Annotated in this window: 20 protein-coding genes and 1 tRNA gene; 16 read left to right on the forward strand and 5 right to left on the reverse strand. The window is 59.3% G+C overall.

Annotation, left to right across the window (positions count from 1 at the left end; all coding sequences use genetic code 11):
* Nucleotides 1-5 precede the first annotated feature (5 nt).
* Nucleotides 6-641, forward strand: a complete 636-nt coding sequence (locus ACYZTW_RS01780) for an NADH:ubiquinone oxidoreductase subunit N (RefSeq protein ID WP_462003497.1) — start codon at nucleotides 6-8, stop codon at nucleotides 639-641.
* A gap of 310 nt (nucleotides 642-951) precedes the next feature.
* The gene (locus ACYZTW_RS01785) at nucleotides 952-2,457 is read left to right on the forward strand and encodes a YdgA family protein (RefSeq protein ID WP_462003498.1); all 1,506 of its coding nucleotides are present in this window, start codon (nucleotides 952-954) and stop codon (nucleotides 2,455-2,457) included.
* Nucleotides 2,458-2,576: 119 nt separating this feature from the next.
* Here the strand turns inward: ACYZTW_RS01785 and ACYZTW_RS01790 are convergent, their stop codons facing one another.
* Complete coding sequence (locus ACYZTW_RS01790) at nucleotides 2,577-4,106, reverse strand: FAD-dependent oxidoreductase (protein ID WP_462003499.1); 1,530 nt, start codon at nucleotides 4,104-4,106, stop codon at nucleotides 2,577-2,579.
* Between the two features lie 139 nt (nucleotides 4,107-4,245).
* On the opposite strand from ACYZTW_RS01790, the gene ACYZTW_RS01795 reads away from it, so the two are divergent.
* The 5 genes from ACYZTW_RS01795 (at nucleotide 4,246) to ACYZTW_RS01815 (ending at nucleotide 8,083) form a co-directional block, all read left to right on the forward strand.
* Nucleotides 4,246-4,806, forward strand: a complete 561-nt coding sequence (locus ACYZTW_RS01795) for a YbhB/YbcL family Raf kinase inhibitor-like protein (RefSeq protein WP_462003500.1) — start codon at nucleotides 4,246-4,248, stop codon at nucleotides 4,804-4,806.
* Between the two features lie 89 nt (nucleotides 4,807-4,895).
* Nucleotides 4,896-6,605, forward strand: a complete 1,710-nt coding sequence (locus ACYZTW_RS01800; RefSeq protein ID WP_462003501.1) for a vWA domain-containing protein — start codon at nucleotides 4,896-4,898, stop codon at nucleotides 6,603-6,605.
* A gap of 1 nt (nucleotide 6,606) precedes the next feature.
* On the forward strand, nucleotides 6,607-7,173 hold the full coding sequence (locus ACYZTW_RS01805; RefSeq protein WP_462003502.1) for an RNA polymerase sigma factor: 567 nt from the start codon (nucleotides 6,607-6,609) through the stop codon (nucleotides 7,171-7,173).
* On the forward strand, nucleotides 7,170-7,799 hold the full coding sequence (locus ACYZTW_RS01810; protein ID WP_462003503.1) for a hypothetical protein: 630 nt from the start codon (nucleotides 7,170-7,172) through the stop codon (nucleotides 7,797-7,799). The genes ACYZTW_RS01805 and ACYZTW_RS01810 overlap by 4 nt, the downstream gene beginning before the upstream one ends.
* A gap of 20 nt (nucleotides 7,800-7,819) precedes the next feature.
* The gene (locus ACYZTW_RS01815) at nucleotides 7,820-8,083 is read left to right on the forward strand and encodes a hypothetical protein (protein ID WP_462003504.1); all 264 of its coding nucleotides are present in this window, start codon (nucleotides 7,820-7,822) and stop codon (nucleotides 8,081-8,083) included.
* 143 nt (nucleotides 8,084-8,226) lie between these two features.
* Here ACYZTW_RS01815 and ACYZTW_RS01820 read toward each other — a convergent pair.
* Nucleotides 8,227-8,303: transfer RNA gene (locus ACYZTW_RS01820), tRNA-Arg, on the reverse strand.
* Nucleotides 8,304-8,653: 350 nt separating this feature from the next.
* Between ACYZTW_RS01820 and gabD the strand changes: the two genes are divergently transcribed.
* The 3 genes from gabD to ACYZTW_RS01835 all read left to right on the forward strand — a co-directional run bounded on the left by gabD (nucleotide 8,654) and on the right by ACYZTW_RS01835 (nucleotide 12,922).
* The gene (gabD, locus tag ACYZTW_RS01825; protein ID WP_054050229.1) at nucleotides 8,654-10,096 is read left to right on the forward strand and encodes an NADP-dependent succinate-semialdehyde dehydrogenase; all 1,443 of its coding nucleotides are present in this window, start codon (nucleotides 8,654-8,656) and stop codon (nucleotides 10,094-10,096) included.
* Between the two features lie 183 nt (nucleotides 10,097-10,279).
* Complete coding sequence (gene gabT / locus ACYZTW_RS01830; RefSeq protein ID WP_033058568.1) at nucleotides 10,280-11,557, forward strand: 4-aminobutyrate--2-oxoglutarate transaminase; 1,278 nt, start codon at nucleotides 10,280-10,282, stop codon at nucleotides 11,555-11,557.
* A gap of 150 nt (nucleotides 11,558-11,707) precedes the next feature.
* Nucleotides 11,708-12,922 carry an HDOD domain-containing protein gene (locus ACYZTW_RS01835; protein ID WP_462003505.1) on the forward strand — a complete coding sequence of 405 codons (1,215 nt, stop codon included), beginning with the start codon at nucleotides 11,708-11,710 and terminating at the stop codon, nucleotides 12,920-12,922.
* 124 nt (nucleotides 12,923-13,046) lie between these two features.
* Here the strand turns inward: ACYZTW_RS01835 and ACYZTW_RS01840 are convergent, their stop codons facing one another.
* The gene (locus ACYZTW_RS01840; protein ID WP_462003506.1) at nucleotides 13,047-14,036 is read right to left on the reverse strand and encodes a GGDEF domain-containing protein; all 990 of its coding nucleotides are present in this window, start codon (nucleotides 14,034-14,036) and stop codon (nucleotides 13,047-13,049) included.
* Nucleotides 14,037-14,289: 253 nt separating this feature from the next.
* Nucleotides 14,290-15,477, reverse strand: a complete 1,188-nt coding sequence (desA, locus tag ACYZTW_RS01845; protein ID WP_462003507.1) for a delta-9 fatty acid desaturase DesA — start codon at nucleotides 15,475-15,477, stop codon at nucleotides 14,290-14,292.
* Nucleotides 15,478-15,624: 147 nt separating this feature from the next.
* Here desA and dibA point away from each other — a divergent pair, with 147 nt between their 5' ends.
* From dibA to ACYZTW_RS01875, 6 genes are all read left to right on the forward strand, one after another.
* Nucleotides 15,625-17,544, forward strand: coding sequence for a phosphodiesterase DibA (gene dibA / locus ACYZTW_RS01850; RefSeq protein ID WP_462003508.1), 1,920 nt, complete (start codon nucleotides 15,625-15,627; stop codon nucleotides 17,542-17,544).
* A 296-nt stretch (nucleotides 17,545-17,840) separates the two neighbouring features.
* Nucleotides 17,841-18,023, forward strand: a complete 183-nt coding sequence (gene oscA, locus ACYZTW_RS01855) for a sulfur starvation response protein OscA (RefSeq protein WP_007945260.1) — start codon at nucleotides 17,841-17,843, stop codon at nucleotides 18,021-18,023.
* A gap of 142 nt (nucleotides 18,024-18,165) precedes the next feature.
* On the forward strand, nucleotides 18,166-19,179 hold the full coding sequence (locus ACYZTW_RS01860; protein WP_462003509.1) for a sulfate ABC transporter substrate-binding protein: 1,014 nt from the start codon (nucleotides 18,166-18,168) through the stop codon (nucleotides 19,177-19,179).
* Between the two features lie 155 nt (nucleotides 19,180-19,334).
* Nucleotides 19,335-20,153, forward strand: coding sequence for a sulfate ABC transporter permease subunit CysT (cysT, locus tag ACYZTW_RS01865; RefSeq protein WP_046047286.1), 819 nt, complete (start codon nucleotides 19,335-19,337; stop codon nucleotides 20,151-20,153).
* 12 nt (nucleotides 20,154-20,165) lie between these two features.
* A complete protein-coding gene (cysW, locus tag ACYZTW_RS01870; RefSeq protein ID WP_415772639.1) occupies nucleotides 20,166-21,038 on the forward strand; it encodes a sulfate ABC transporter permease subunit CysW in 873 nt (290 codons plus the stop codon).
* A gap of 3 nt (nucleotides 21,039-21,041) precedes the next feature.
* Nucleotides 21,042-22,031, forward strand: a complete 990-nt coding sequence (locus ACYZTW_RS01875) for a sulfate/molybdate ABC transporter ATP-binding protein (RefSeq protein ID WP_462003510.1) — start codon at nucleotides 21,042-21,044, stop codon at nucleotides 22,029-22,031.
* 104 nt (nucleotides 22,032-22,135) lie between these two features.
* Here the strand turns inward: ACYZTW_RS01875 and ACYZTW_RS01880 are convergent, their stop codons facing one another.
* The gene (locus ACYZTW_RS01880; RefSeq protein ID WP_462003511.1) at nucleotides 22,136-22,660 is read right to left on the reverse strand and encodes an Mpo1 family 2-hydroxy fatty acid dioxygenase; all 525 of its coding nucleotides are present in this window, start codon (nucleotides 22,658-22,660) and stop codon (nucleotides 22,136-22,138) included.
* Nucleotides 22,661-22,723 lie beyond the last annotated feature (63 nt).

Below are 22,723 nucleotides of genomic sequence, written 5' to 3' on the forward strand. Positions count from 1 at the left end.
CAATAATGAAAAACCCTTATGCTCCCGGCTTCTGGTGCGCTATAGCGGCATTGGTGTTGCTGTCGGCCACCTATTTCTACGGCATCATGCTGGCCCACCAGATCGACAAGGCGCTGGTGTTCCTCGACAGTGCTTCAGCGCTGATTGCCGTGATGGCAATCGTGGTGGTGGCCGTGGCGACGGTCCAGGGGCAGCGTGTCAAAAAAAGACAGTGCGAACGAGGCAAGACCCTGGTGCTGATCTGGGACACCAAGGTGGCTTTACGTCGGGTTGAAACAGTGTTCGACCGATATTTCTGGGGCAGCTACTGGCAGCCGGGGCGCACGTTTCAGGAAGTCATGGGTGAACTCACCGGCACCCCACTGGAAAAAAGCCTCGAAGCGCTCAAGAAACAATGTCTGGAGCTGGACAAGCAAATCGCTGAAGACGGCCGACACTGGCTCAGCAACGCCCGGGAGCTCTCGGATGTCGCCACCGCCATGGCCCGCGAACGTTATCAACTGGACTTCTGCGACCCGCGCGCTGAGGTGACGGGCGGTGCGGTGATCAATCGGGATTTCGAGGTGCTGGTCTATACATGGACCGCACGGCTCAAGAGCTTTGATCATCAGCTGGATGAGATTGAGGTTCAGTATTCCTGAATTGATGTTGCCTGTACTGACGCCTTCGCGAGCAGGCTCGCTCCCACATGGGTTATGTGTCGATCACAACACCCTGTGGGAGCGAGCCTGCTCGCGAAGGCGATCTAATGAACACTGAAACTCTCGCCCCCTGCCAGTTGTCCACAAGCAGTGGCATTCCATAGACACTCTTTAACCTTTAATCATTGGGCCGCCCCGTGCGCCTGATGCTAATCTGCATCGCACTTTTAGCGCAGTCGTGACCGCAACCCCGTCATGGGTTCAGGGAAGACGACCACACCTTCAACAACGGACATTGATCGGGTCATTCATGAATAAATCAGCAGGCGTGCTTCTTGGAATCGTCGTTGCCATCGGTGCAATCAGCGCCGGCGGTGCCTGGTACACCGGCACCAAACTCGACGGTGTGCTGAACACCTCGATCGCCGACGCCAACAAAGAGCTGCAAGCCGCGCTGGTCGGTACCAACGGCACGGCGTCGCTGGAGCTGGTGTCGCTGGAACGCCATGTGTTCAGCAGCACGGCGCACTACCGCCTCAAGGGCGAAGGCGAGATGTTCGGCGAAGCACCGGTGGAGCTGCTGTTCGTTGATCACGTCGAACACGGTCCGCTGCCGTTTTCACGCCTGGTGTCGCTCAAGTGGCTGCCGGTCCTGGCCACCAGTCACTACGAGCTGGAAAGAACCCCGATCACCGAGAAGTGGTTCGCCGCCGCCAAGGACAAATCGCCGCTCACGGGCGTGGTCAACATCGGTTACGACAATGCCACCAACGGTACCCTGCAATTGCTGCCGCTGGACGTGGCGCTTGACGACAAGTCCAACCTGAAATTTTCCGGGTTGAACCTCGATGTCGCCGCCAGCGCTCAAGCGCAGAAGGTCAAGGCCGACGGTTACATGGACAGCCTGACACTGAGCACAGTGGCTGAAGATCAGACGCCGGTGAAGGTCGAACTGAACGGCCTGACCCTGGCCAGCAACCTGACAAAAAGTACCTACGGCTACTACACCGGCGAGAACACCGTCGAGCTGACCGACAGCAAGACCACCTTCGGCGCCAAGCAGTCGGTCTTGGGTTTCAAGAAATTCGAAATGAAGAACCAGACCGAGGAATCGGGCACCAGCGCCTCGGGGCGTGCCGATTACAAGGTGGGTGAGGTGTCCTTGAACGGCAAGGCCGTCGGCTCTGCGCAGATGGCCATGAGCCTGAAGAACCTCGACATCCCGGCAACAATGTCGTTGATGCAGATTTACCAGACCAAACTGCAACCGTACGAGAGGGCCGCCGCTGAGGCCGCGGCGGCGGGTGAACCGGCGCCAGAGCTGATCCTGACCCCGGACGAAGAGGCACAAGTCAAAAACGGCCTGGAGAAACTGCTGGCCGCCGGCCCGCAGGTCGCCCTGGAGAATCTGTCGTTCAACACCACCAATGGCGAAAGCCGCGCCAACCTGGTGCTCGACCTGACCAAACCACAATCCATGGACCTGCCGCCCGACCAGCTGACCCAACAACTGATCGCGCTGCTGGACGTCAACGTGAAAGTGTCCAAGCCAATGCTCGTTGACCTGCTGAGCGTGCAGTCGCAAATCGACGGTCAGACCGACGCCAAACTCATCGCCGATCAGGCCACCGCCACCTCCGACATGTTCAGCAGCATGGCGGTCGGCACGCAGTTGGCGAAACTGGAAGGCAATAACATCGTCTCCAAACTGCACTACGCCAATAATCAGGTGGAATTCAACGGCCAGAAAATGACCGTCGAAGAGTTTGTCGGGTTTGTCATGAGCAAATTCGGCGGTGATGTCACCGTCCAGTAAAACCAGGGCTTACACACCTACGCCCGGCCTCTGCGCAACGCAGACGCCGGGCGTTTTGCTGTCTGGCTTGTGGCGAGGGAGCTTGCTCCCGCTAGAGGCCGAAGGACTCCCACATCCTGTTAATTCAAGTCCCGAACCAGCCGCCACGCCTCATCCACCGGCAACGGCTGTTTCATCCGTTCGGCGAGCATCGCTATCGCACGTTCTTCATCGCATGCCACCGCGGCGACCACCAATCCGTCCTTGCCGAACAGGCCGATAAAGGGAGGTTGGTCAGGGTCGCCTTTGAACTCGACCTCGTCCCAGGTCTCGGCGTGTCCAAGGTAGTCGTAGTTTTTACCGAAGTGCCAGGTCCAGAAATAAGGCACATCGAGGTAATGCTCGTCGCCGCCGAGCATGTTCATCGCCGCGATCCGTGCCTGTTGCTGTGCCAGGCGCCAGTGTTCGATCCGTTGGGGCTGGCCGTTGAGCGGGAAGGTCGCGATATCGCCGGCGGCCCAAAGCCCATCGGTCACGCGCATCCCGCCGTCGACCTTCAGCGACTGGTCCTTTTCCAGGGGAAGGCCGGTAAATGCACCGGTTGCCGGGCTGACGCCGATGCCGACCAACACCAGATCCGCCGGTAAGCGTTGACCGTTGTCCAGGCGCACCGCTTCGACCCTTGTGGTTCCTTCGACGTGCGTTGCTTGGCCATCCGTATGAAACACCACGCCGTTGGCCTCGTGCAGGGCACGAATCGCCTTGCCGACGGCATCGCCAAACTGTTTGGCAAAAGGTATTGCGTGGCGGGCCAGAACGGTGACGTCCAGGCCGTATTGACGCAGAGAGGAAGCGGATTCCATGGCAATAAAGCTGTCGCCGATGATCACCGCTCGTTGGCCTGGTGTTGCCGAGTCCAGAATCCGCTGCGCCTGATCCTTCGAACGCAGCACGAACACCTGCGGCAGGTCGGCGCCAGGCAGCGTAAGCGGATTGGGTGTGCCACCGGTGGCGAGCAGGGCCGCGTCGTAGCTCAGCGATTGACCATCAGCCAGGCGTAACGTCTTGTTTGCGGCGTCCAGGCTCGTCACTTCAGCGTTTATTCGCTCAATGCGCTGTTCTTGGTAAAAGGGTTCATCACGTAGCGGCGGGACTTCTTCCGGCGGCATCTCCCCGGCAATCACGAATTTGCTCAAGACCGTGCGGTCGTAACCGGCGTCGGTTTCACGGTCGATCAACAGCACTCGGCCACCGAAGCCCTTTTCGCGCAACGCCGCCGCGCACGCCGTGCCTGCCGCACCGGCACCGATGATCACAAACGTTCGCTCGTCGTCCGCCGGTGGGGTGTGAGCGTCGGACATCGGCTGATCGTCGACCCAGACCTCGTCATCGCGCACTTCCAGCGGATAGCGCTTGAGGCTGTCCAGGGCCGGCGGTTCGCACAGCGCACCGTCTTCGATCCGATACGCAGCCTTGTGCCACGGGCAGATCAAACGTCCGTGGCACAGCGCACCGTCGGCCAGCGGCGCTCCGGCATGGGGGCATTCGCCCTGAAAGGCGCGCAGATGATCGCCTACCCGCAGCAGGACAATTTTCGTGTCCGCGATCTGGACTTCAAGGCCCCGGTTTTCGGGCACATCGGCGAAGCGGGCCACGCGGTGCAGTGCCATGATCGTTCTCCAGGCAGGCGTTTCACTTAAGAGTTTGGCGCTTATATGGAGGTTCAGCCAATTCTCACTGCCACCGAATGAACGGTCCGGCTATAGTTTGCACGCCGACGACGGCCCCACCCGCACAAGGTGCTCCGGTATGACCCGATTGACCTCTCTGAAACCTTGGCTGGCGGCCGTTGCAGTCGCCCTTTGCGTGCAATTGCCGGCGCAGGCCCAGGAGCGTTTCACCCTGAACATCCCAGGTGTCACCGACGATCGACTGTTCCTCTCGGCTTCCGCCAGCGATGCGCCCAATTGTGGTGGGCACAACCAGTCACCGGCCTTGAACTGGAACGCCGGCCCGGCGGGCACCCTCAGTTACGCCATCGTCATGCATGACCCCGATGGCGCGAAAGGCCAGGGTGTCGATCACTGGGTGCATTACGGCATTAAACCGACCACCCACCAGATCCCGGCCGGTGTCGGCGCCAAATCCGCCCTCGAAGGCGTTGGTGGTATGAACGTCAAAGGCACCACGACCTATATCGGCCCTTGCCCTCCGGTCGGCGATAGCGCGCACCACTACATCATCCAGATTTATGCCCTGGACCTGGCACCGGACGCCTTGCCTGCTGGCCTTACCCGCGCACAGCTACTGGAAAAGATCAAAGACCATGTGCTGAGAAACAGCAGCGTAGTGCGGCGTTATCACCGCTGAAGATTCTTTTCACTGCGGTTTAACCCGAACCTGTCGGGCTGTCCGTCTCAGAGGATGAATGGATCAATTTCCTCCTGAGGTCAGCCCCCATGTCCCTCCCTCTGCATTTCCTCCGCCCGGCCGCCCAGGGTTTCGCCGCCGGGTTGCTGCTGGCCATTGCCGGTTGCGGCGTTTCATCCAAGCCTGATTCCGCCTCGGTTGCGCCACCGGCACAAGGTGCGCTGCCGGCTGAAGTAGTGGTGCGCAGCGAGGCGGTCATGGAGGACACCTCGATGGCCAAGCGCAGCGTTCGCCCAGCACCGACGGCGAGCTATGCGCCGATGCCGGCGGGCGAGGTCTATCCGCAGGGCTATCGGGATGAGCAGCGGGAGCAGTATCAAGCACTGGCGGATAACCCGATTCACAGCGTGGCCGAAGCGCCCGTCTCGACCTTCAGCGCCGACGTCGATACCGGTGCTTATGCCAACGTCCGCCGCTTGCTCAATCAGGGGCGCCTGCCACCGGAAGGTGCGATGCGACTGGAGGAGATGGTCAATTACTTTCCCTACGATTACGCATTGCCCACCGATGGCTCACCCTTCGGCGTGACCACAGAGTTGGCGCCGTCGCCGTGGAACCCGCATACCCGATTGCTGCGCATCGGCATCAAGGCCTCGGACCGCGCGGTCGCGGAACTGGCCCCGGCGAATCTGGTGTTTCTGGTGGACGTGTCCGGCTCGATGGACCGACGCGAGGGTTTGCCGTTGGTCAAAAGCACCCTGAAATTGCTGGTCGATCAATTGCGCGAGCAGGACCGGGTTTCATTGGTCGTCTATGCCGGCGATTCGAGAGTGGTGCTGGAGCCGACGTCCGGACGCGACAAAGCGAAAATTCGTACAGCCATCGAACAACTGACCGCTGGCGGCTCCACCGCTGGGGCGTCAGGCATCGAACTGGCCTATCAAATGGCGCAGCAGGCGTTTATTCCCAAGGGCATCAACCGCATCCTGCTGGCCACCGACGGTGACTTCAACGTCGGCATCAGCGACTTCGATAGCCTCAAGCAAATGGCTGTGGATAAACGCAAGACCGGCGTTTCCCTGACCACATTGGGTTTTGGTGTGGATAACTACAATGAACACCTGATGGAACAGTTGGCCGATGCCGGCGACGGCAACTATGCCTACATCGACAACCTGCGTGAGGCGCGCAAGGTGCTGGTGGATCAGCTCGGCTCGACCCTCGCGGTCGTGGCGAAAAACGTGAAGCTGCAAGTGGAGTTCAACCCGGCTCAAGTCAGTGAATATCGGCTGTTGGGGTATGAGAATCGCGCGTTGAAGCGTGAGGATTTCAGTAACGACAAGGTCGATGCCGGTGAAATCGGCGCAGGGCATACGGTGACGGCGTTGTACGAAATTGTGCCCAAGGGTGAGAAGGGCTGGCTGGAGCCGCTGCGGTATGGCAATCCTGGGGCAGTTGCTTCCGGGAAATCTGGGGAAATGGCCATGCTGCGCGTGCGATATCAGTTGCCCGAAGGTGGGAACAGTCGCTTGATCGAGCGGCCGATCACTGACACTGCTGCGCCAGCCAGTGAAGACCTGCGATTTGCGGCGGCAGTCGCGGCGTTTTCCCAGCAGCTCAAGGACGGGCGCTATACCGGTGATTTCAGCCTGAAGGACACCGAAGCTTTGGCTCGCGGTGCGCGGGGCGAAGATCGATTTGGTCTGCGTGCCGAGTTCGTGCAGTTAGTGGAGTTGGCGCAAAGTCTGCGAACCACGACTGCATCCAATAGTGAGCCGCTTAAAGGAGGCTACAACTGAAATGTCTGCTCCTGAATCGAGCGACGAATCGCTGCTGGCCCGTTATCGCGCAGGCGACGGGCCGGCGTTCGAGATTTTGTACGCGCGTCACCGCCAAGGGCTCTACCGATTCCTGCTCGGCCTGAGCGGCAAGTCCGAGCTGGCCGAAGAGGTTTACCAGGAAACCTGGTTGAGCTTGATCCGCAGTACCAGTCAGCCACAAGGTCGGGCGAATTTTCGTACCTGGCTTTACCAGATTGCCCGCAATCGGCTGATCGACCACTGGCGCAAGCACGGAATCCACAACCCCTTGCACGACAGCTACGACGAACAAACCCACGCCCTGATCGATGACACTGCCGATCCCGAACAACTGCTGAGCCTGAGCCGTGACAACCAGCGCCTCGAAGCGGCCCTGCAAAATCTCCCCGCTGACCAGCGCGAAGTGTTCCTGCTCCGCGCCCACGGCGATCTCGACCTGCCGCAGATCGCCACCCTCACCGAAACACCGCTGGAAACCGTCAAAAGCCGCTTGCGCTACGCCCAGCAAAAACTGCGTCGGCTGCTGGCCGAGGAGGTACTGACATGACTGACGCCCGTCCTACGCCAGAAGACGAAGTGTTGAAGCACTATCGTGAACACGCGACCAGCGAACCGCCGGCCCATCTCGACGCATTCCTCCTGGCTGCCGCACACCGTGAAGTCCCTGTGCAGAAGCCAGGACTGTGGAAACGCTGGGTCCAGGCCTGCCAGAAACCCCGTTGGCAAGTTGCATTTGCCAGCCTCGTCGGTGTGGCCCTGATGCTTGCACTGGTGCAACGCACGGAGGAGCAACCGCCGAGTTACGACTTCGCTCCTGCATCCAAAGCGTCTGCGCCGGTCGCCAAAAAAGAAGCTGCAGAGGCACCCCCTTCGGTTGCTCGCTCGCTGGCGGCCCCGGCCGGCGCGATGTCCGCCCCCGCGCCTGCGGCGCCAATGGCCGACTTTGCCGCCCCCGCGCAGAGCGAATCGATCAATGCCGAAATGGCCGATGAAGCCAAGGTCAGCAAACGTGCAGCAGCGCCGGCGAAAACGCTGGATGAGCAATTGCGTGAAGTGGTGCGTCTGCAAAAGGCCGGACAGACGCAAGCCGCCGATGCGCTGTTGAAAACATTGCACAAGCGTTTCCCTGACGAAAACCTCACGGCCCGACTCAAGGCGTTGCAGAAAAACTGAAGAACACAACTGTCGCCAATTTGGCATCGACGCCGGAAAGCGCGCACTATCGGCCCATAGCCGATGCGTTGGAGGTAGCCATGGCGAAAAAAATCGACCGCATCGCCCAAATGCTCAACTGCCCGGTGAAGGGTCAGGAATTACGGCGCGCGGTGACTGAGAGCCGTAAGGAGTTTCTGCTGGCGAAGCAGGCAGAAGAAGCGGTAGAGGAAGACGTTCTTGATGAAGTGGTCGAGGACGAAGAGGATGATGAATACGACGAGTTTGATTGGACGACTGAATGAAAAAAACCGCTTTGGCGGTTTTTTTTCAGACTCAGTTGTTCGGTTAAACCGAACAGCTGCATCCAGCGCCCGTTCTGAGGCTTTAACGACACCCACAAAAAAGCCCCAGACCCTAAGATCTGAGGCTTTCTCGTTTCTACGTATGGTGCACCAGGCGGGATTCGAACCCACGACCACTGCCTTCGGAGGGCAGTACTCTATCCAGCTGAGCTACTGGTGCAATGCGGGCGCCATGATACTCATATGCACTGCGGGCGTCCATGCTGCTGAATCGTCTGCGTTTTTCCAAAGCGTAACCTGCGGTTGCTACGTTGATCAGAAAAATTAGGCAAATGCGGCGTTTTCGTTCTTTTTTTCGAACAGGCTATTGTCCTTTACCCCCTTTGATCCTAGGATTCGTTTGAGATTTCAAACGCTCTTGTCTGGGTGCTGAACCGCACGAGTTTCAATCAGTGCGCTATTTATGTGCTTCAGCCCGGTGAATGATTTCCCTGACGGCAGCCTATAAGGCGCCTTTCTACAATCATAATTCGCTCCGCGCTTGCCGCGGTGCTGTTAAGGAAAGCCGACATGCAGCTTAAAGACACCCAATTGTTCCGCCAGCAAGCCTTTATCGATGGCGCTTGGGTTGATGCGGACAATGGTCAGACGATCAAGGTCAACAACCCGGCAACGGGCGAAATTCTGGGCACCGTGCCGAAAATGGGCGCTGCCGAAACCCGCCGTGCGATCGAAGCCGCTGACAAAGCGCTGCCGGCATGGCGTGCACTGACCGCCAAGGACCGCGCGAACAAGCTGCGTCGCTGGTTCGAACTGATCATCGAGAACCAGGATGACCTGGCTCGCCTGATGACCCTGGAACAGGGCAAGCCATTGGCCGAAGCCAAGGGCGAAATCGTTTACGCCGCTTCCTTTATCGAGTGGTTCGCCGAAGAAGCCAAGCGCGTCTACGGTGATGTGATTCCGGGCCACCAGCCAGACAAGCGCCTGATCGTGATCAAGCAGCCAATCGGCGTGACCGCTGCAATCACCCCGTGGAACTTCCCGGCCGCGATGATTACCCGTAAAGCCGGCCCGGCACTGGCCGCCGGTTGCACCATGGTGCTCAAACCTGCTTCGCAAACCCCATTCTCGGCGTTCGCTCTGGCTGAACTGGCCCAGCGTGCCGGCATTCCGAACGGCGTGTTCAGTGTTGTGTCCGGCAGTGCCGGCGACATTGGCAGCGAGCTGACCAGCAACCCGATCGTGCGCAAACTGTCCTTCACTGGCTCGACCGAGATCGGTCGTCAGCTGATGGCTGAATGTGCCAAGGACATCAAGAAAGTCTCCCTGGAACTGGGCGGCAACGCGCCGTTCATCGTGTTCGACGACGCGGACCTGGATAAGGCCGTCGAAGGCGCGATCATTTCCAAGTACCGCAACAACGGCCAGACCTGCGTCTGCGCCAACCGTCTGTACATTCAGGATTCGGTCTACGACGCGTTCGCCGAGAAGCTGAAAGTGGCCGTGGCCAAACTCAAGATCGGCAACGGTCTGGAAGAAGGCACCACCACTGGCCCGCTGATCGACGAAAAAGCCGTGGCCAAGGTTCAAGAGCACATTGCTGACGCGATCAGCAAAGGCGCGACCGTTCTGGCCGGTGGCAAGGTTATGGAAGGCAACTTCTTCGAGCCGACCATCCTGACCAACGTGCCGAAGAACGCTGCCGTGGCCAAGGAAGAAACCTTTGGTCCATTGGCGCCGCTGTTCCGCTTCAAAGACGAAGCCGAAGTGATCGCGATGTCGAACGACACCGAGTTCGGTCTGGCTTCGTACTTCTATGCTCGCGACCTGGGTCGTGTGTTCCGTGTGGCTGAAGCCCTGGAATACGGCATGGTCGGCGTCAACACCGGGTTGATCTCCAACGAAGTCGCGCCGTTCGGCGGCATCAAGGCGTCGGGCCTGGGCCGTGAAGGCTCCAAGTACGGCATCGAAGATTACCTGGAAATCAAATACCTCTGCCTGGGCATCTAAACCCAGCTGGGCATTGCTTCAAGCGCAAAGGGCACGAGAGCGCTGTCCCTTTGTGCGCTTCAAACGGAATTTTCTCTGTGGCCGGGAAAGCTATGGCAGTCGATCATCGAATGCTGCCGTAGTTGCCTCCCCGCCGCATTTTCCTTGAACCACGCCGCCCGATGAGCGGTGAATGAGGACTTTATGAGCAAGACTAACGCATCCCTGATGAAACGCCGCGAAGCCGCTGTACCACGCGGTGTTGGCCAGATTCACCCGATCTTCGCCGAGTCCGCGAAGAACGCCACCGTGACCGACGTTGAAGGTCGCGAGTTCATCGACTTCGCCGGCGGTATCGCCGTGCTGAACACCGGCCACGTGCACCCGAAAATCATCGCCGCTGTGACCGAGCAGCTGAACAAGCTGACCCACACTTGCTTCCAGGTACTGGCTTACGAACCGTACGTAGAAGTGTGCGAAAAAATCAACGCCAAGGTGCCGGGTGATTTCGCCAAGAAAACCCTGCTGGTGACCACCGGCTCCGAAGCCGTGGAAAACTCCATCAAGATCGCCCGTGCCGCCACAGGCCGTGCCGGCGTGATCGCGTTCACCGGTGCTTACCACGGTCGCACCATGATGACCCTGGGCCTGACCGGTAAAGTCGTGCCTTACTCGGCCGGTATGGGCCTGATGCCAGGCGGCATCTTCCGCGCGCTGTACCCGAACGAACTGCACGGTGTGAGCATCGACGATTCGATCGCCAGCATCGAACGCATCTTCAAGAACGACGCCGAGCCGCGTGACATCGCTGCAATCATCATCGAGCCGGTTCAGGGCGAAGGTGGTTTCTACGTCGCGCCTAAAGAGTTCATGAAGCGTCTGCGCGCGCTGTGCGACCAGCACGGCATTCTGCTGATCGCTGACGAAGTACAGACCGGCGCTGGACGTACCGGCACGTTCTTCGCCATGGAACAGATGGGCGTTGCTGCCGACCTGACCACCTTCGCCAAATCCATCGCTGGCGGCTTCCCGTTGGCCGGTGTTTGCGGCAAGGCCGAATACATGGACGCCATTGCTCCAGGCGGCCTGGGCGGCACTTACGCCGGTAGCCCGATCGCTTGCGCCGCGGCCCTGGCCGTGATGGAAGTGTTCGAAGAAGAGCACCTGCTGGACCGCTGCAAGGCTGTCGGCGAGCGTCTGGTCACTGGCTTGAAAGCCATTCAGGCCAAGTACCCGGTGATCGGCGAAGTCCGTGCCCTGGGCGCGATGATCGCGGTCGAGCTGTTCGTTGATGGCGACAGCCACAAGCCGAACGCTCCAGCGGTAGCCGCCGTTGTGGCCAAGGCTCGCGACAAGGGTCTGATCCTGCTGTCCTGCGGCACTTATGGCAACGTTCTGCGCGTCCTGGTACCGCTGACTTCGCCGGACGAGCAGCTGGATAAAGGTCTGGCCATCATCGAAGAGTGCTTCTCCGAGCTGTGATCTCCAAGCTCTGATCGATGTGTGAACTGATCGACAAAAAAACCCGCTTCGGCGGGTTTTTTTGTGTCCCCGGAACCCATCGATGGCAAATGCGCTGTATCGAATGGCCTGCATTGGCTAAGGTGCAAGCACGACCTTTGGAGTGTGTAAATGACTGCTGTGGTGTTACCCGCTGCACCGCGTGTGCTGATTGCCGAGGCCGACCCTTGGTCGCGCGACCTGCTCAAGCAAGTTTTGTTGAAGGTGCGCTGCGATGCGCGGCTGGACCTGTGTGCCGATGGTCAGGAAGCGCTGCACCTGTTGGCGGAAAATCCTTACGACCTGGTGATCGTCGACTGGGAGCTGCCCGGCGTCGATGGTTTGAATGTCTTGCGCAATGTTCGCCAGCGCAAACGTAATCCACCCCTGCCGTTCATTCTGATGAGCAGCCGCAACGACAGCGCCAGCGTGCGCGAAGTCTTGCCCCTGGTGCCTGCGGCGTACCTGACCAAACCCCTGAACATGGAAAGCCTGACCCACCGTCTGCAGGACTTGCTGCTGAACGCCGGTGAAGAGCTGTCTTGCGAGATGCCATCATTGGCGCCGGGCATCACCTTGTCGGCGTTTCTGGAGCGTCGTCGTGAGTTTGCGGACGGTGCGCCGCTGATGACTGACGTGCAGTTGGCGGTCAAACGCAGCCTCAATCCCAACGGCCTCGATTTGACCGTGCTGGAGGACGAGATCCGTACCGATCCGCAGGTCACCGCCGTGCTGATCGCCGCCGCCAATAGCGCCGCCCATCACCTGGGCGCCACGGTGCAGACCCTGTCTCAGGCGCTGCACCGCCTCGGCACCGGGCAAAGCATGAACCTGATTCTGGGGTTGGCCCTCAAACGCAGTGCCCGCCTCAGCGATCCATTTCTGGCCGACTATGCCGAACGTTATTGGGGGTTGTCACTGCGCACCGCCGAGTATGGCCGGACCCTGGCGCGCTTGCTGGATCTGGATCAGGAGCGTTGTTATTGCGCCGGCATGTTGCATCGCCTCGGCGACCTTGCGCTGTTGCGGTGTTTACAGGAATGGAAGCAGGCCGGGGGTGAGCTGGATGAATGGGAGGAGGTTGGCGAGGCGCTGGCCGAATTCGGCGCGGCTTATGGTTCGGCGCTTCGCACTCGCTGGCGCCTGCCGCTGGAACTGCGAGAGCTGATTGCGGCGGTCTACCAGCTCGGTGGCGGGGTTTACTCCCGCGAAGCGCTGGTGATGAACATGGCTGCGCAATTGGCGCGACTGACCGAGCATGAGGGCATTGAGGAGCTGGCGAAGAGCCGGATGGCGCGGTTGCTCAAGATCGGGTTGCCGGAATTGATGCGTTTGCGCAAAAAATAGGCATCACACAAAACCTGTGGGAGCGAGCCTGCTCGCGAAGGCGGACTCTCAGTTCTATTTATATTGCCTGACATGCCGCTTTCGCGAGCAGGCTCGCTCCCACATTGGTTCTCCGCCAGAGCAGCTACGCGGAAATGATGCGGTTCTTGCCCTGGTGTTTGGCTCTGTACATTGCCGCATCCGCGCGAGCAAACAGGCTGTCGACGCTTTCGTCCTCGGCCGTGAGGCTGGTCAGGCCCTGGCTGACCGTGATGCCGAACGTCTGGTCGCCATGGTTGAAGCTTAATCGCTGAATCTCCCGTTGCAGGCGCTCGGCCACTTGCATGGCCATGTCTGGCGCACAGCCGGGAAACACTGCTGCGAATTCCTCACCGCCAACTCGCCCGAACACATCGCCGCGGCGCAGCGCCGCGCGACCGGTTTCGGCGATTCGTTGCAGCACGTTGTCGCCTTCCTGGTGGCCGTAGGTATCGTTGATCACTTTGAAGTCATCGATGTCCAGCAGCAGGAATGCCAGCGGCGTGCCTTGGTGCCGTGCCTGTTCGAATTCACGGTGGGCGCAGTCGAAGAAGTGTCGGCGGTTGCTACTCTGGGTCAGCACGTCGGTGGTGGCCAGGCGTTGCAGCTCGGTTTCCATCTGCTTCTTGTCAGTAATGTCTTCGGCAATGCCGACGATGATCACCGGTTGCCCCGGCTCGGCCTGACGGTTGATGAAGCACTTGTCACTGAGCCAGCGGACCTGGCCGTCGGCGGCAATGATTCGGTACTCGCGGTCTTCAACGGCGCCTTTGACCAGTACTTCGCCCAGGCTGCGTTCGGCATAGTCCAGATCGTCGGGGTAAATGCTGTCGCGCCATTGGTTGTTGTCGGAGAGCAACAAGCCTGCGGAGCGGCCGAAAATCCGTTCATACGCGGGGCTGACATAGAGCACCCGACGGGATTCCCAGTCGAAGGCCCAAAGCACCGCGTTGACGCTCACCAGCAGAGCGCTGAACAGCTGCTCGCGCTCGCTCAGGCGCGCCACTTCGCCTTGTGCATGCATTAGCGCCAGCAGGGTTTGTGCGGCGTCGGGCCACTGCGGGAGGAATGAGTCTTGTAGGTTTTTATTGACCATCGACACAAAATCTCAAAGGGCGTGTGCCGCTCGAGGTTCGAAAGCGGCCATTGCCAGGGCCCGCCTGAATGGCGAAGTGTCTTTGAGATAGGGGATTTGGAGCTAAGTTCCCGCCTTCTGTGGTGAGGGAGCTTGCTCCCGCCGGGCGGTACTGGCGACGCGTTTCTCAGTGAAAGAACGCGTCGTCAGGTATTGCGACTGCTGCGCAGTCGAGCGGGACGGTGCGGCGATCCGACAAGCTCCCTCGCCACAGTCAGACTGCGGCGGCGGGGCGCAGGGAGTAGGTTTTCAACTGATCGGCGAAGTCGCGCAGGGATTGAATCCCGCTGGCTTCGGCTTCGTGTACCCAATCCTTGATGGCGGCCAGCATGTCGTGACCATTTGAGCTGGTCTTGACCCAGATCTGCTGCAAGGCCAGGCGTTTCTCGTAAATTACCTTCAGCGCCTGACTGTGCTCGAGCATGGTCTGGATGCGAATGTGGTGTTTGTCGTCCAGCAGGCTGGTTTCCCGCGAAAGCAGGCGCTTGGCGCGGTGGAACTGGTGACGGACCGAGTGATCGACCTTTTCCAGCTCTTGTTTGACCAGCGGTGCGATCACCAATTTGCGGTACTGGGCCATGATCTGGAAGCGGTTGTTGAGAATCGCCATGGCGGTGTCCATGTCCAGGTTGCCTTTGCCTTCGACCCGATGGGCGATTGGCGCGACCCGCTGAACCTTGGCCAGACGCAGGAAGCTGAAGACCTGGATCCAGGCCCAGCCGAGATCGAATTCCCACTTCTTCACCGACAGTTTTGCCGAATTAGGGTAGGTGTGATGGTTGTTATGCAGTTCTTCGCCGCCGATCAGGATGCCCCAGGGCACCAGATTGGTTGCCGCATCGCGGCATTCGAAGTTGCGGTAGCCGATGGCATGGCCCAGGCCATTGACCACGCCGGCGGCCCAGACCGGGATCCACATCATCTGGATGGCCCAGATGGTGATGCCGATGGTGCCGAACAGCAGCAGGTCGATGACGCCCATGATGGCCACGCCCAGCAGCGGAAAACGGCTGTACAGGTTGCGTTCGATCCAGTCTTCGGGGCAGTTCTTGCCATAGATGCGCAGGGTCTCGGGGTTTTCCGCTTCGGCACGGTACAGCTCGGCACCTTTGCGCAGAACGGTGGACAGGCCCTTGATGACCGGGCTGTGCGGGTCATCGACGGTTTCGCATTTGGCGTGGTGTTTGCGGTGGATAGCGGTCCACTCACGGGTGTTCTGTGCCGTGGTCAGCCACAGCCAGAAGCGGAAGAAATGTTTCAGGCCAGCATTGAGCTCAAGCGAGCGATGGGCTGAATAACGATGCAGATAGACCGTGACGCCGACGATCGTCACGTGGGTCATCAGCAGGGTGACTGCCACCAGTGACCAGGGCGACAAGCCGAGAAAACCTTCGTACCACATAGGCTATTGGGCCCTCGATAAAGAAAATAACAGCCGTTGCATTATCACTAAGCCCACAGATAAAACCAGTCGCCCTTTCAGATAAGAGTGGCTGGATGTTTCTTTAAACTATAATTCCATCCTTTTTGAAGGGACATGGACGGCCGAATGTCTGCTACCTATCGCGATGCTCTGCGTGCAGCACTGCTTTACCTTCTGGTTTCTGTAGGTTGGCTGCTGTTCAGTGGTTATTTATTGAACAGTTTCTTCGATAGCTCTGCTGAGCTGTTGCGATGGCAACTGATCAACGGTTATGCCTGGGTGGTATTCAGCGCCGGTTTGATTTTCTTCGCCCGGGCGCGATTGTTTCGTTGCCTGGGGATCGGCGCAAAATTGCATGAACGCACTGAAGAGCGCGAGCGTTTGCGTCAGGCGGCCGCGGTGTTCGATTGCACTCGCGAAGGCGTGCTGGTCACTGATAGCGAAGGCTTGATCGTTCATGTGAACCGGGCCTTCATGGCAATCACCGGCTATCAGAGCGAGGAGGTGCTTGGCCAGCGCCCCAATCTGTTCAAGTCCGGTCATCACCCGCCGGCTTTCTACCAGGCGATGTTCGCGACACTCAACAGCACCGGCGAGTGGAGCGGGGAAATCTGGAACCGCCGCAAAAGCGGCGAGATCTACCCGCAATGGCAGACCATCCGCATCATTGACGACGAGAGTGGGCGGCGCAGCCATTATGTGGCCGTGTTTTCCGACATTAGCGCAATCAAGAACTCCGAACATGAACTGACGCACCTCGCGCACTACGATCCGCTGACCGATCTGCCCAACCGCTTGCTGTTCACCGACCGCACCGAGCAGGCCCTGGCTTCGGCGCAAATCCACAAGCGCGGCTGCGCGTTACTGATGATCGATCTTGATCACTTCAAGATGATCAACGACAGCCTCGGGCATAGCATTGGAGACCAGTTGCTCAAGGGCGTGGCCGAGCGTTTGAAAGCGCTGGTCGGTCCGGGGATCACGCTGGCACGCCTCGGCGGTGACGAGTTCGCCGTGCTGGCTGAAAGCTGTCCGCAAATGGTGCACGCGGCGGCGCTGGCACAGCGGTTCATCGATGGCCTCAAAGAGCCGTTCCAGATCGACGGGCATCAGTTGTTCGTCAATATCAGCGTCGGCATCAGCCTGTTCCCCGGCGACGCCTTGAGCGCCGAGCAGCTGTTGCGCAACTCTGACTCGGCGCTGTTCAAGGCCAAGAGTGCCGGGCGTAATGGCTACGCCCTCTATACCGAAGAATTGACCGCCCATGCCCAGCAGCGGGTCGAGACTGCATTCGAATTGCGCCGTGCGCTGGAGCAGCAGGAGTTGCGGGTTTATTACCAGCCGGTTCACGACCTCAAGACCAGTCGTCTGATCGGCGTCGAGGCATTGGTGCGCTGGGAGCATCCGCAGCGAGGGTTGGTGTCGCCGGCAGAATTCATTCCCATTGCCGAGCGCACCGGTCTGATCGCCGAAATTGATGCCTGGGTGATGCGCCAGGCGTGTGAGCAGATGTGCCATTGGCAGCAGGCCGGGGTGGTGTTGTCGTTTGTTGCAGTGAATGTTTCTTCTCGATTATTCGCTGGCCGCGAGCTGTTTCAGCAGGTGGCGAAGGTGCTGCACGAAACCGGGCTGGATCCTGTCTGTCTGGAACTGGAAGTCACCGAGAGCGCTGTGATGGATGACCCGGAAGTCGCGCTGGAACAGATGCACCAATTGCGCGAGTTGGGCGTACGGTTGGCCATCGATGACTTCGGCACCGGCTATTCGTCGTTGCTGCGACTCAAGCGTTTACCCGTGCAGAAACTCAAGATTGATCAGGGGTTTGTCGCGGGGTTGCCGTGGGATGAGGATGACGCGGCGATTGTGCGGGTGATCATCGCGCTGGCCCAGAGCATGGGCATGCAGGTGCATGCCGAGGGCATCGAACAGGTCGAGCAGGCGGGTTTCCTGCTTGAGCACGACTGCGATCTGGGGCAGGGGTACTGGTTTGGACGGCCGGTGCCGGCTGCACAGCTCGATTGGGCGCGGGCTCCTGTAATCAAATAACACGCGCGTCTGTTTTTTGTGGCGAGGGAGCTTGCTCCCGCTGGGTCGCGCAGCGGCGCAAAATGTCACGTCTGCTGCGCAGCCGAGCGGGAGCAAGCTCCCTCGCCACAGGTTCCGGGGCGACCGTAAAAATCGCTAAACCCTCGCAAACCCTCGCCCCATCAAATAATTTCTTTTGGTTATATTAAAATTCTTAAATAGTCTTTTTAAGAATATCCGCGCGTCTCTACTATTGCTCTCACGCCGCAAGCAGTCCCGACACTGCCAGGCAACCTCTAAGTTGAAGGAGCAGCACCATGAGCGCATCCCTACGTAGCGTTGACGGCCAGGACGAAGCAACCATTTTGCGTGAGATCCAGAGCGCCTTGCGCGATCTGCGTTTTGGCGCAGTGGAAATCACCGTGCACAACGCCCAGGTGGTCCAGATCGAACGCAAAGAGAAATTCCGTTTGCAGAACCCGAGCAACAAACCGAGCTGAAACAAAGATCAAAAGATCGCAGCCTGTGGCAGCTCCTACGGGGGCTTTGTGTAGGAGCTGTCGAAGGCTGCGATCTTTGGCAGGCAACCCCGATTCCAGACCATAAAAAGCCATTACAAACAGAATTCCAGGAGCTTTCACCATGTCGTCGATTCGTCATTTCGCTTTGGCCGCCCTGGCCAGTGCCCTTTTTGCTGGTTCCGCGGTTGCCAAGGATTACGAACTGCTCAACGTGTCGTACGACCCGACTCGCGAGCTGTATCAGGACTACAACGCCGAATTCGTCAAGTTCTGGCAGAAAGACCATGCTGGCGACAGCGTGAAAATCCAGCAGTCCCACGGTGGTTCGGGCAAGCAGGGCCGGGCGGTGATCGACGGTCTGCGTGCCGACGTGGTGACCCTGGCCCTGGCTGGTGACATCGATGAAATCGCCAAACTCGGCAAGACCCTGCCGGCGGATTGGCAGAAGCGTCTGCCGGAGGCGAGCACGCCTTACACCTCGACCATCGTGTTCCTGGTGCGCAAGGGCAACCCTAAAGGCATCAAGGACTGGGGCGACCTGACCAAGAACGGCGTGGAAGTCATCACCCCGAACCCGAAAACCTCCGGCGGTGCACGCTGGAACTTCCTCGCCGCCTGGGCCTATGGTCTGAAAGCCAATGGCGGTAACGAAGCCAAGGCCAAGGAATACGTGCAAACCTTGTTCAAACACGTTCCTGTGCTGGACACCGGTGCTCGCGGCTCGACCATTACCTTCGTCAACAACGGTCAGGGCGACGTGTTGCTGGCCTGGGAAAACGAAGCCTTCCTGGCCCTGAAAGAAGATGGCGGCGCTGACAAGTTCGACATCGTCGTGCCTTCGCTGTCGATCCTCGCCGAACCTCCGGTAGCCGTGGTCGACAAGAACGCCGAGAAAAAGGGCAACACCGAGATCGCCGAAGCGTACCTCAAGCACCTGTACAGCCCGGCCGGCCAGGAAATCGCGGCAAAAAACTTCTATCGTCCACGTGACAAGGATATTGCCGCCAAGTACGCCAAGCAGTTCCCGACACTGGACCTGGTGACCATCGACAAGGACTTCGGCGGCTGGAAAACCGCTCAACCGAAATTCTTCAACGACGGTGGCGTGTTCGACCAGATCTACCAGGCGCAGTAATCCTGATGTCAATTGGCTAAGGTGTGTGGGAGCGAGCCTGCTCGCGAAGGCGGTATTTCAGGCAACAGGGATGTTGACTGGAATTCCCCCCTTCGCGAGCAGGCTCGCTCCCACATGATTGCACTTGGCAGAACAATTTTTAACCAAGGACTTTTATGTCACGTCGTATCTCCCCCGTCATACCCGGCTTCGGGCTGACGCTGGGCTACACCTTGGTGTACCTCAGCCTGATTGTGCTCATTCCACTGGCGGCGATGTTTGTCCATGCCGCTCAACTCACCTGGGACCAGTTCTGGGCGATTATCTCGGCGCCACGGGTGCTGGCGGCGTTGAAGCTGAGCTTCGGCACCGCGCTCTATGCCGCGATCATCAACGGCATCATCGGCACGCTGCTGGCCTGGGTGCTGGTGCGCTACACCTTCCCCGGACGCAAAGTCATCGACGCGATGATCGACTTGCCCTTCGCGTTGCCCACTGCGGTGGCCGGTATCGCGCTCACTGCGTTGTACACCCCCACAGGATTGGTGGGTCAGTTTGCAGCGGACCTGGGTTTCAAGATTGCGTATACCCCCCTCGGCATCACCCTTGCCCTCACTTTTGTGACGCTTCCATTCGTAGTACGTACCGTACAGCCAGTATTGGCTGATATCCCTCGTGAAGTGGAAGAAGCGGCGGCTTGCCTCGGTGCAAAACCGTTGCAGGTTTTTCGCTATATTCTGGTGCCCGCGTTGTTGCCAGCGTGGCTGACCGGTTTCGCGTTGGCCTTTGCCCGCGGGGTCGGCGAGTACGGTTCGGTGATTTTTATCGCCGGCAACATGCCGATGAAAACAGAGATCCTGCCGCTGCTGATCATGGTCAAACTCGACCAGTACGATTACACCGGTGCCACGTCCATTGGTGTACTGATGCTGGTGGTTTCTTTCGTCCTGTTGCTGCTGATCAACTTGCTGCAGCGGCGCATCGAAACCCCATAAGGAGGCGCGAAAATGTCCCAATCGTCTATTAGCGCCGCTTCCTCGGCCAACGCCGCCCGCCGTGGCAGTGCCACTTCGCGGCGAATCCTGATCAGCCTCGGCTGGTTGATCTTTGCGCTGTTCCTGTTGCTGCCACTGTTCATCGTGGTGTCCCAGGGGCTGAAAAATGGCCTGGGCGCGTTCTTCACTGCGATATTCGAGCCCGACGCCTTGTCGGCCCTGAAACTCACGGTGATCGCCGTGCTGATTTCGGTGCCGCTGAACCTGGTGTTTGGTGTCAGCGCCGCATGGTGCGTGAGCAAGTACTCGTTCCGCGGCAAGAGTATGTTGGTCACGTTGATCGACTTGCCGTTCTCGGTGTCGCCGGTGATCGCAGGTTTAGTCTACGTGCTTATGTTCGGCGCCCAGGGCCTGTTCGGGCCGTGGCTGCAGGACCACGACATCCAGATCGTCTTCGCCTTGCCGGGCATCGTGCTGGCGACGATTTTCGTCACCGTGCCGTTCGTGGCGCGCGAGCTGATCCCGTTGATGCAGGAGCAGGGCACGCAGGAAGAAGAGGCCGCACGTTTGCTCGGGGCCAATGGCTGGCAGATGTTCTGGCACGTCACCGTTCCCAACATCAAATGGGGCCTGATCTACGGCGTGGTGCTGTGTACGGCGCGGGCCATGGGTGAATTCGGTGCGGTGTCGGTGGTTTCCGGGCACATTCGCGGGGTGACCAACACCCTGCCGCTGCACGTCGAGATCCTTTACAACGAATACAACCACGTGGCCGCGTTCGCCGTGGCGAGCCTGTTGCTGATCCTGGCGCTCTTCATCCTGCTGCTCAAGCAGTGGAGCGAAAACCGTATTAACCGCCTGCGCGCCAGCGCCGCGGAGGAATAAGTCATGTCGATCGAAGTGCGTAACGTCAGCAAGAATTTTCACGCGTTCAAGGCGCTGGACAACATCAGCCTGGACATTCAAAGCGGCGAACTCGTGGCGCTGCTTGGCCCGTCCGGTTGCGGCAAGACCACCCTGTTGCGGATCATTGCCGGTCTGGAAACCCCGGATCAGGGCAACATCGTGTTCCACGGTGAAGACGTGTCCGGCCACGACGTGCGTGATCGCAACGTCGGTTTCGTGTTCCAGCACTACGCGCTGTTCCGCCACATGACCGTGTTCGACAACGTCGCGTTCGGCCTGCGCATGAAGCCGAAAAACCAGCGCCCGAGCGAAAGCCAGATTGCGGTGAAAGTCCACGAACTGCTGAACATGGTGCAACTGGATTGGCTGTCGGATCGCTACCCGGAACAACTCTCCGGCGGTCAGCGTCAACGTATTGCTTTGGCTCGTGCCTTGGCGGTTGAACCGAAAGTCCTGCTGCTCGACGAACCCTTCGGCGCCCTCGACGCCAAGGTTCGTAAAGAACTGCGTCGCTGGCTGGCGCGGCTGCACGAGGACATCAACCTGACCTCGGTATTCGTGACTCACGACCAGGAAGAAGCGATGGAAGTCGCCGACCGCATCGTGGTGATGAACAAGGGTGTGATCGAGCAGATTGGCTCACCGGGCGACGTCTACGAAAACCCGGCCAGCGATTTTGTTTATCACTTCCTCGGTGATTCGAACCGGCTGCATCTGGGTGAAGACAATCACGTGCTGTTCCGTCCACACGAAGTGTCGCTGTCGCGCCATGAACTGGAAGATCATCACGCGGCCGAGGTGCGGGATATTCGTCCGTTGGGCGCGACGACACGGGTGACGCTGAAGGTCGAAGGCCAGAGCGAGTTGATCGAAGCTGAAGTGGTGAAAGATCACGACAGCCTGATCGGGTTGGCAAAAGGCGAGACGCTGTTCTTCAAGCCGAAGGTCTGGCAGAAAATCGCCAACATCTAAAGCAAAAGATTCGTCGGAGCGCCGCCCGGAGCAGGCTCGCTCCCACAGGGGTTCTATGCACACCATAGATCCAATGTGGGAGCGAGCCTGCTCGCGAAGGCGTCCTACGCCGCAGCGTTTTTCTGACGCAAACGCACACCGCCCACCCGCGCCTCGATCTGCTCTTTCAAGTCACGCCGCAACCCCAGCAAAAACGCCAGCTCAACCACCACAAACAACGGCCCGACAATCAGCCCCGTCACATCATCGACAAACGCCGGTTTGCGTCCTTCGTAGTGATGACCGACAAACTGAATCGCCCAACCCACCACAAACATCCCGATGCCGCTGGCAAGCCAGACGAGCGTGCTCTGCTGTGCAAGCACATGACCCAGCCAAACACAAAGCCCCAACAACACCGTCATCAGCACGCCCAGCCGTAACTCCAATCGCAGATAAAACCACGCCGAAGCCAGCGCCAAAAGCACTGCCGGTGACAGCCAAACCCCGGCCAGCGGCCACTCGGGCCGTGACAGCAGCACCGCAACCGCGACGACGATCAGCGGAATACCGATAAAGTGGCTGGCAATATTGCGCGGGTCACGGTGGTAGGCGGCGTATTGACTGAGATGGTCGACGAGGCTTTTCATTGTTGTTCCTCCTGTTGGGTGATGGATCATGCCCCGGGTCCACAGCTCGCTCTGTCAGGCAGG

It is taken from the genome of Pseudomonas sp. LB3P25 (assembly GCF_054897985.1).

Bases quoted from the DNA above. Each gene is read 5' to 3' on its own strand.
- ACYZTW_RS01780 (WP_462003497.1), top strand. From the start codon at position 6: ATGAAAAACCCTTATGCTCCCGGCTTCTGGTGCGCTATAGCGGCATTG.
- ACYZTW_RS01785 (WP_462003498.1), top strand. From the start codon at position 952: ATGAATAAATCAGCAGGCGTGCTTCTTGGAATCGTCGTTGCCATCGGT.
- ACYZTW_RS01790 (WP_462003499.1), bottom strand. From the start codon at position 4,106: ATGGCACTGCACCGCGTGGCCCGCTTCGCCGATGTGCCCGAAAACCGG.
- ACYZTW_RS01795 (WP_462003500.1), top strand. From the start codon at position 4,246: ATGACCCGATTGACCTCTCTGAAACCTTGGCTGGCGGCCGTTGCAGTC.
- ACYZTW_RS01800 (WP_462003501.1), top strand. From the start codon at position 4,896: ATGTCCCTCCCTCTGCATTTCCTCCGCCCGGCCGCCCAGGGTTTCGCC.
- ACYZTW_RS01805 (WP_462003502.1), top strand. From the start codon at position 6,607: ATGTCTGCTCCTGAATCGAGCGACGAATCGCTGCTGGCCCGTTATCGC.
- ACYZTW_RS01810 (WP_462003503.1), top strand. From the start codon at position 7,170: ATGACTGACGCCCGTCCTACGCCAGAAGACGAAGTGTTGAAGCACTAT.
- gabD (WP_054050229.1), top strand. From the start codon at position 8,654: ATGCAGCTTAAAGACACCCAATTGTTCCGCCAGCAAGCCTTTATCGAT.
- gabT (WP_033058568.1), top strand. From the start codon at position 10,280: ATGAGCAAGACTAACGCATCCCTGATGAAACGCCGCGAAGCCGCTGTA.
- ACYZTW_RS01835 (WP_462003505.1), top strand. From the start codon at position 11,708: ATGACTGCTGTGGTGTTACCCGCTGCACCGCGTGTGCTGATTGCCGAG.
- ACYZTW_RS01840 (WP_462003506.1), bottom strand. From the start codon at position 14,036: ATGGTCAATAAAAACCTACAAGACTCATTCCTCCCGCAGTGGCCCGAC.
- desA (WP_462003507.1), bottom strand. From the start codon at position 15,477: ATGTGGTACGAAGGTTTTCTCGGCTTGTCGCCCTGGTCACTGGTGGCA.
- dibA (WP_462003508.1), top strand. From the start codon at position 15,625: ATGTCTGCTACCTATCGCGATGCTCTGCGTGCAGCACTGCTTTACCTT.
- oscA (WP_007945260.1), top strand. From the start codon at position 17,841: ATGAGCGCATCCCTACGTAGCGTTGACGGCCAGGACGAAGCAACCATT.
- ACYZTW_RS01860 (WP_462003509.1), top strand. From the start codon at position 18,166: ATGTCGTCGATTCGTCATTTCGCTTTGGCCGCCCTGGCCAGTGCCCTT.
- cysT (WP_046047286.1), top strand. From the start codon at position 19,335: ATGTCACGTCGTATCTCCCCCGTCATACCCGGCTTCGGGCTGACGCTG.
- cysW (WP_415772639.1), top strand. From the start codon at position 20,166: ATGTCCCAATCGTCTATTAGCGCCGCTTCCTCGGCCAACGCCGCCCGC.
- ACYZTW_RS01875 (WP_462003510.1), top strand. From the start codon at position 21,042: ATGTCGATCGAAGTGCGTAACGTCAGCAAGAATTTTCACGCGTTCAAG.
- ACYZTW_RS01880 (WP_462003511.1), bottom strand. From the start codon at position 22,660: ATGAAAAGCCTCGTCGACCATCTCAGTCAATACGCCGCCTACCACCGT.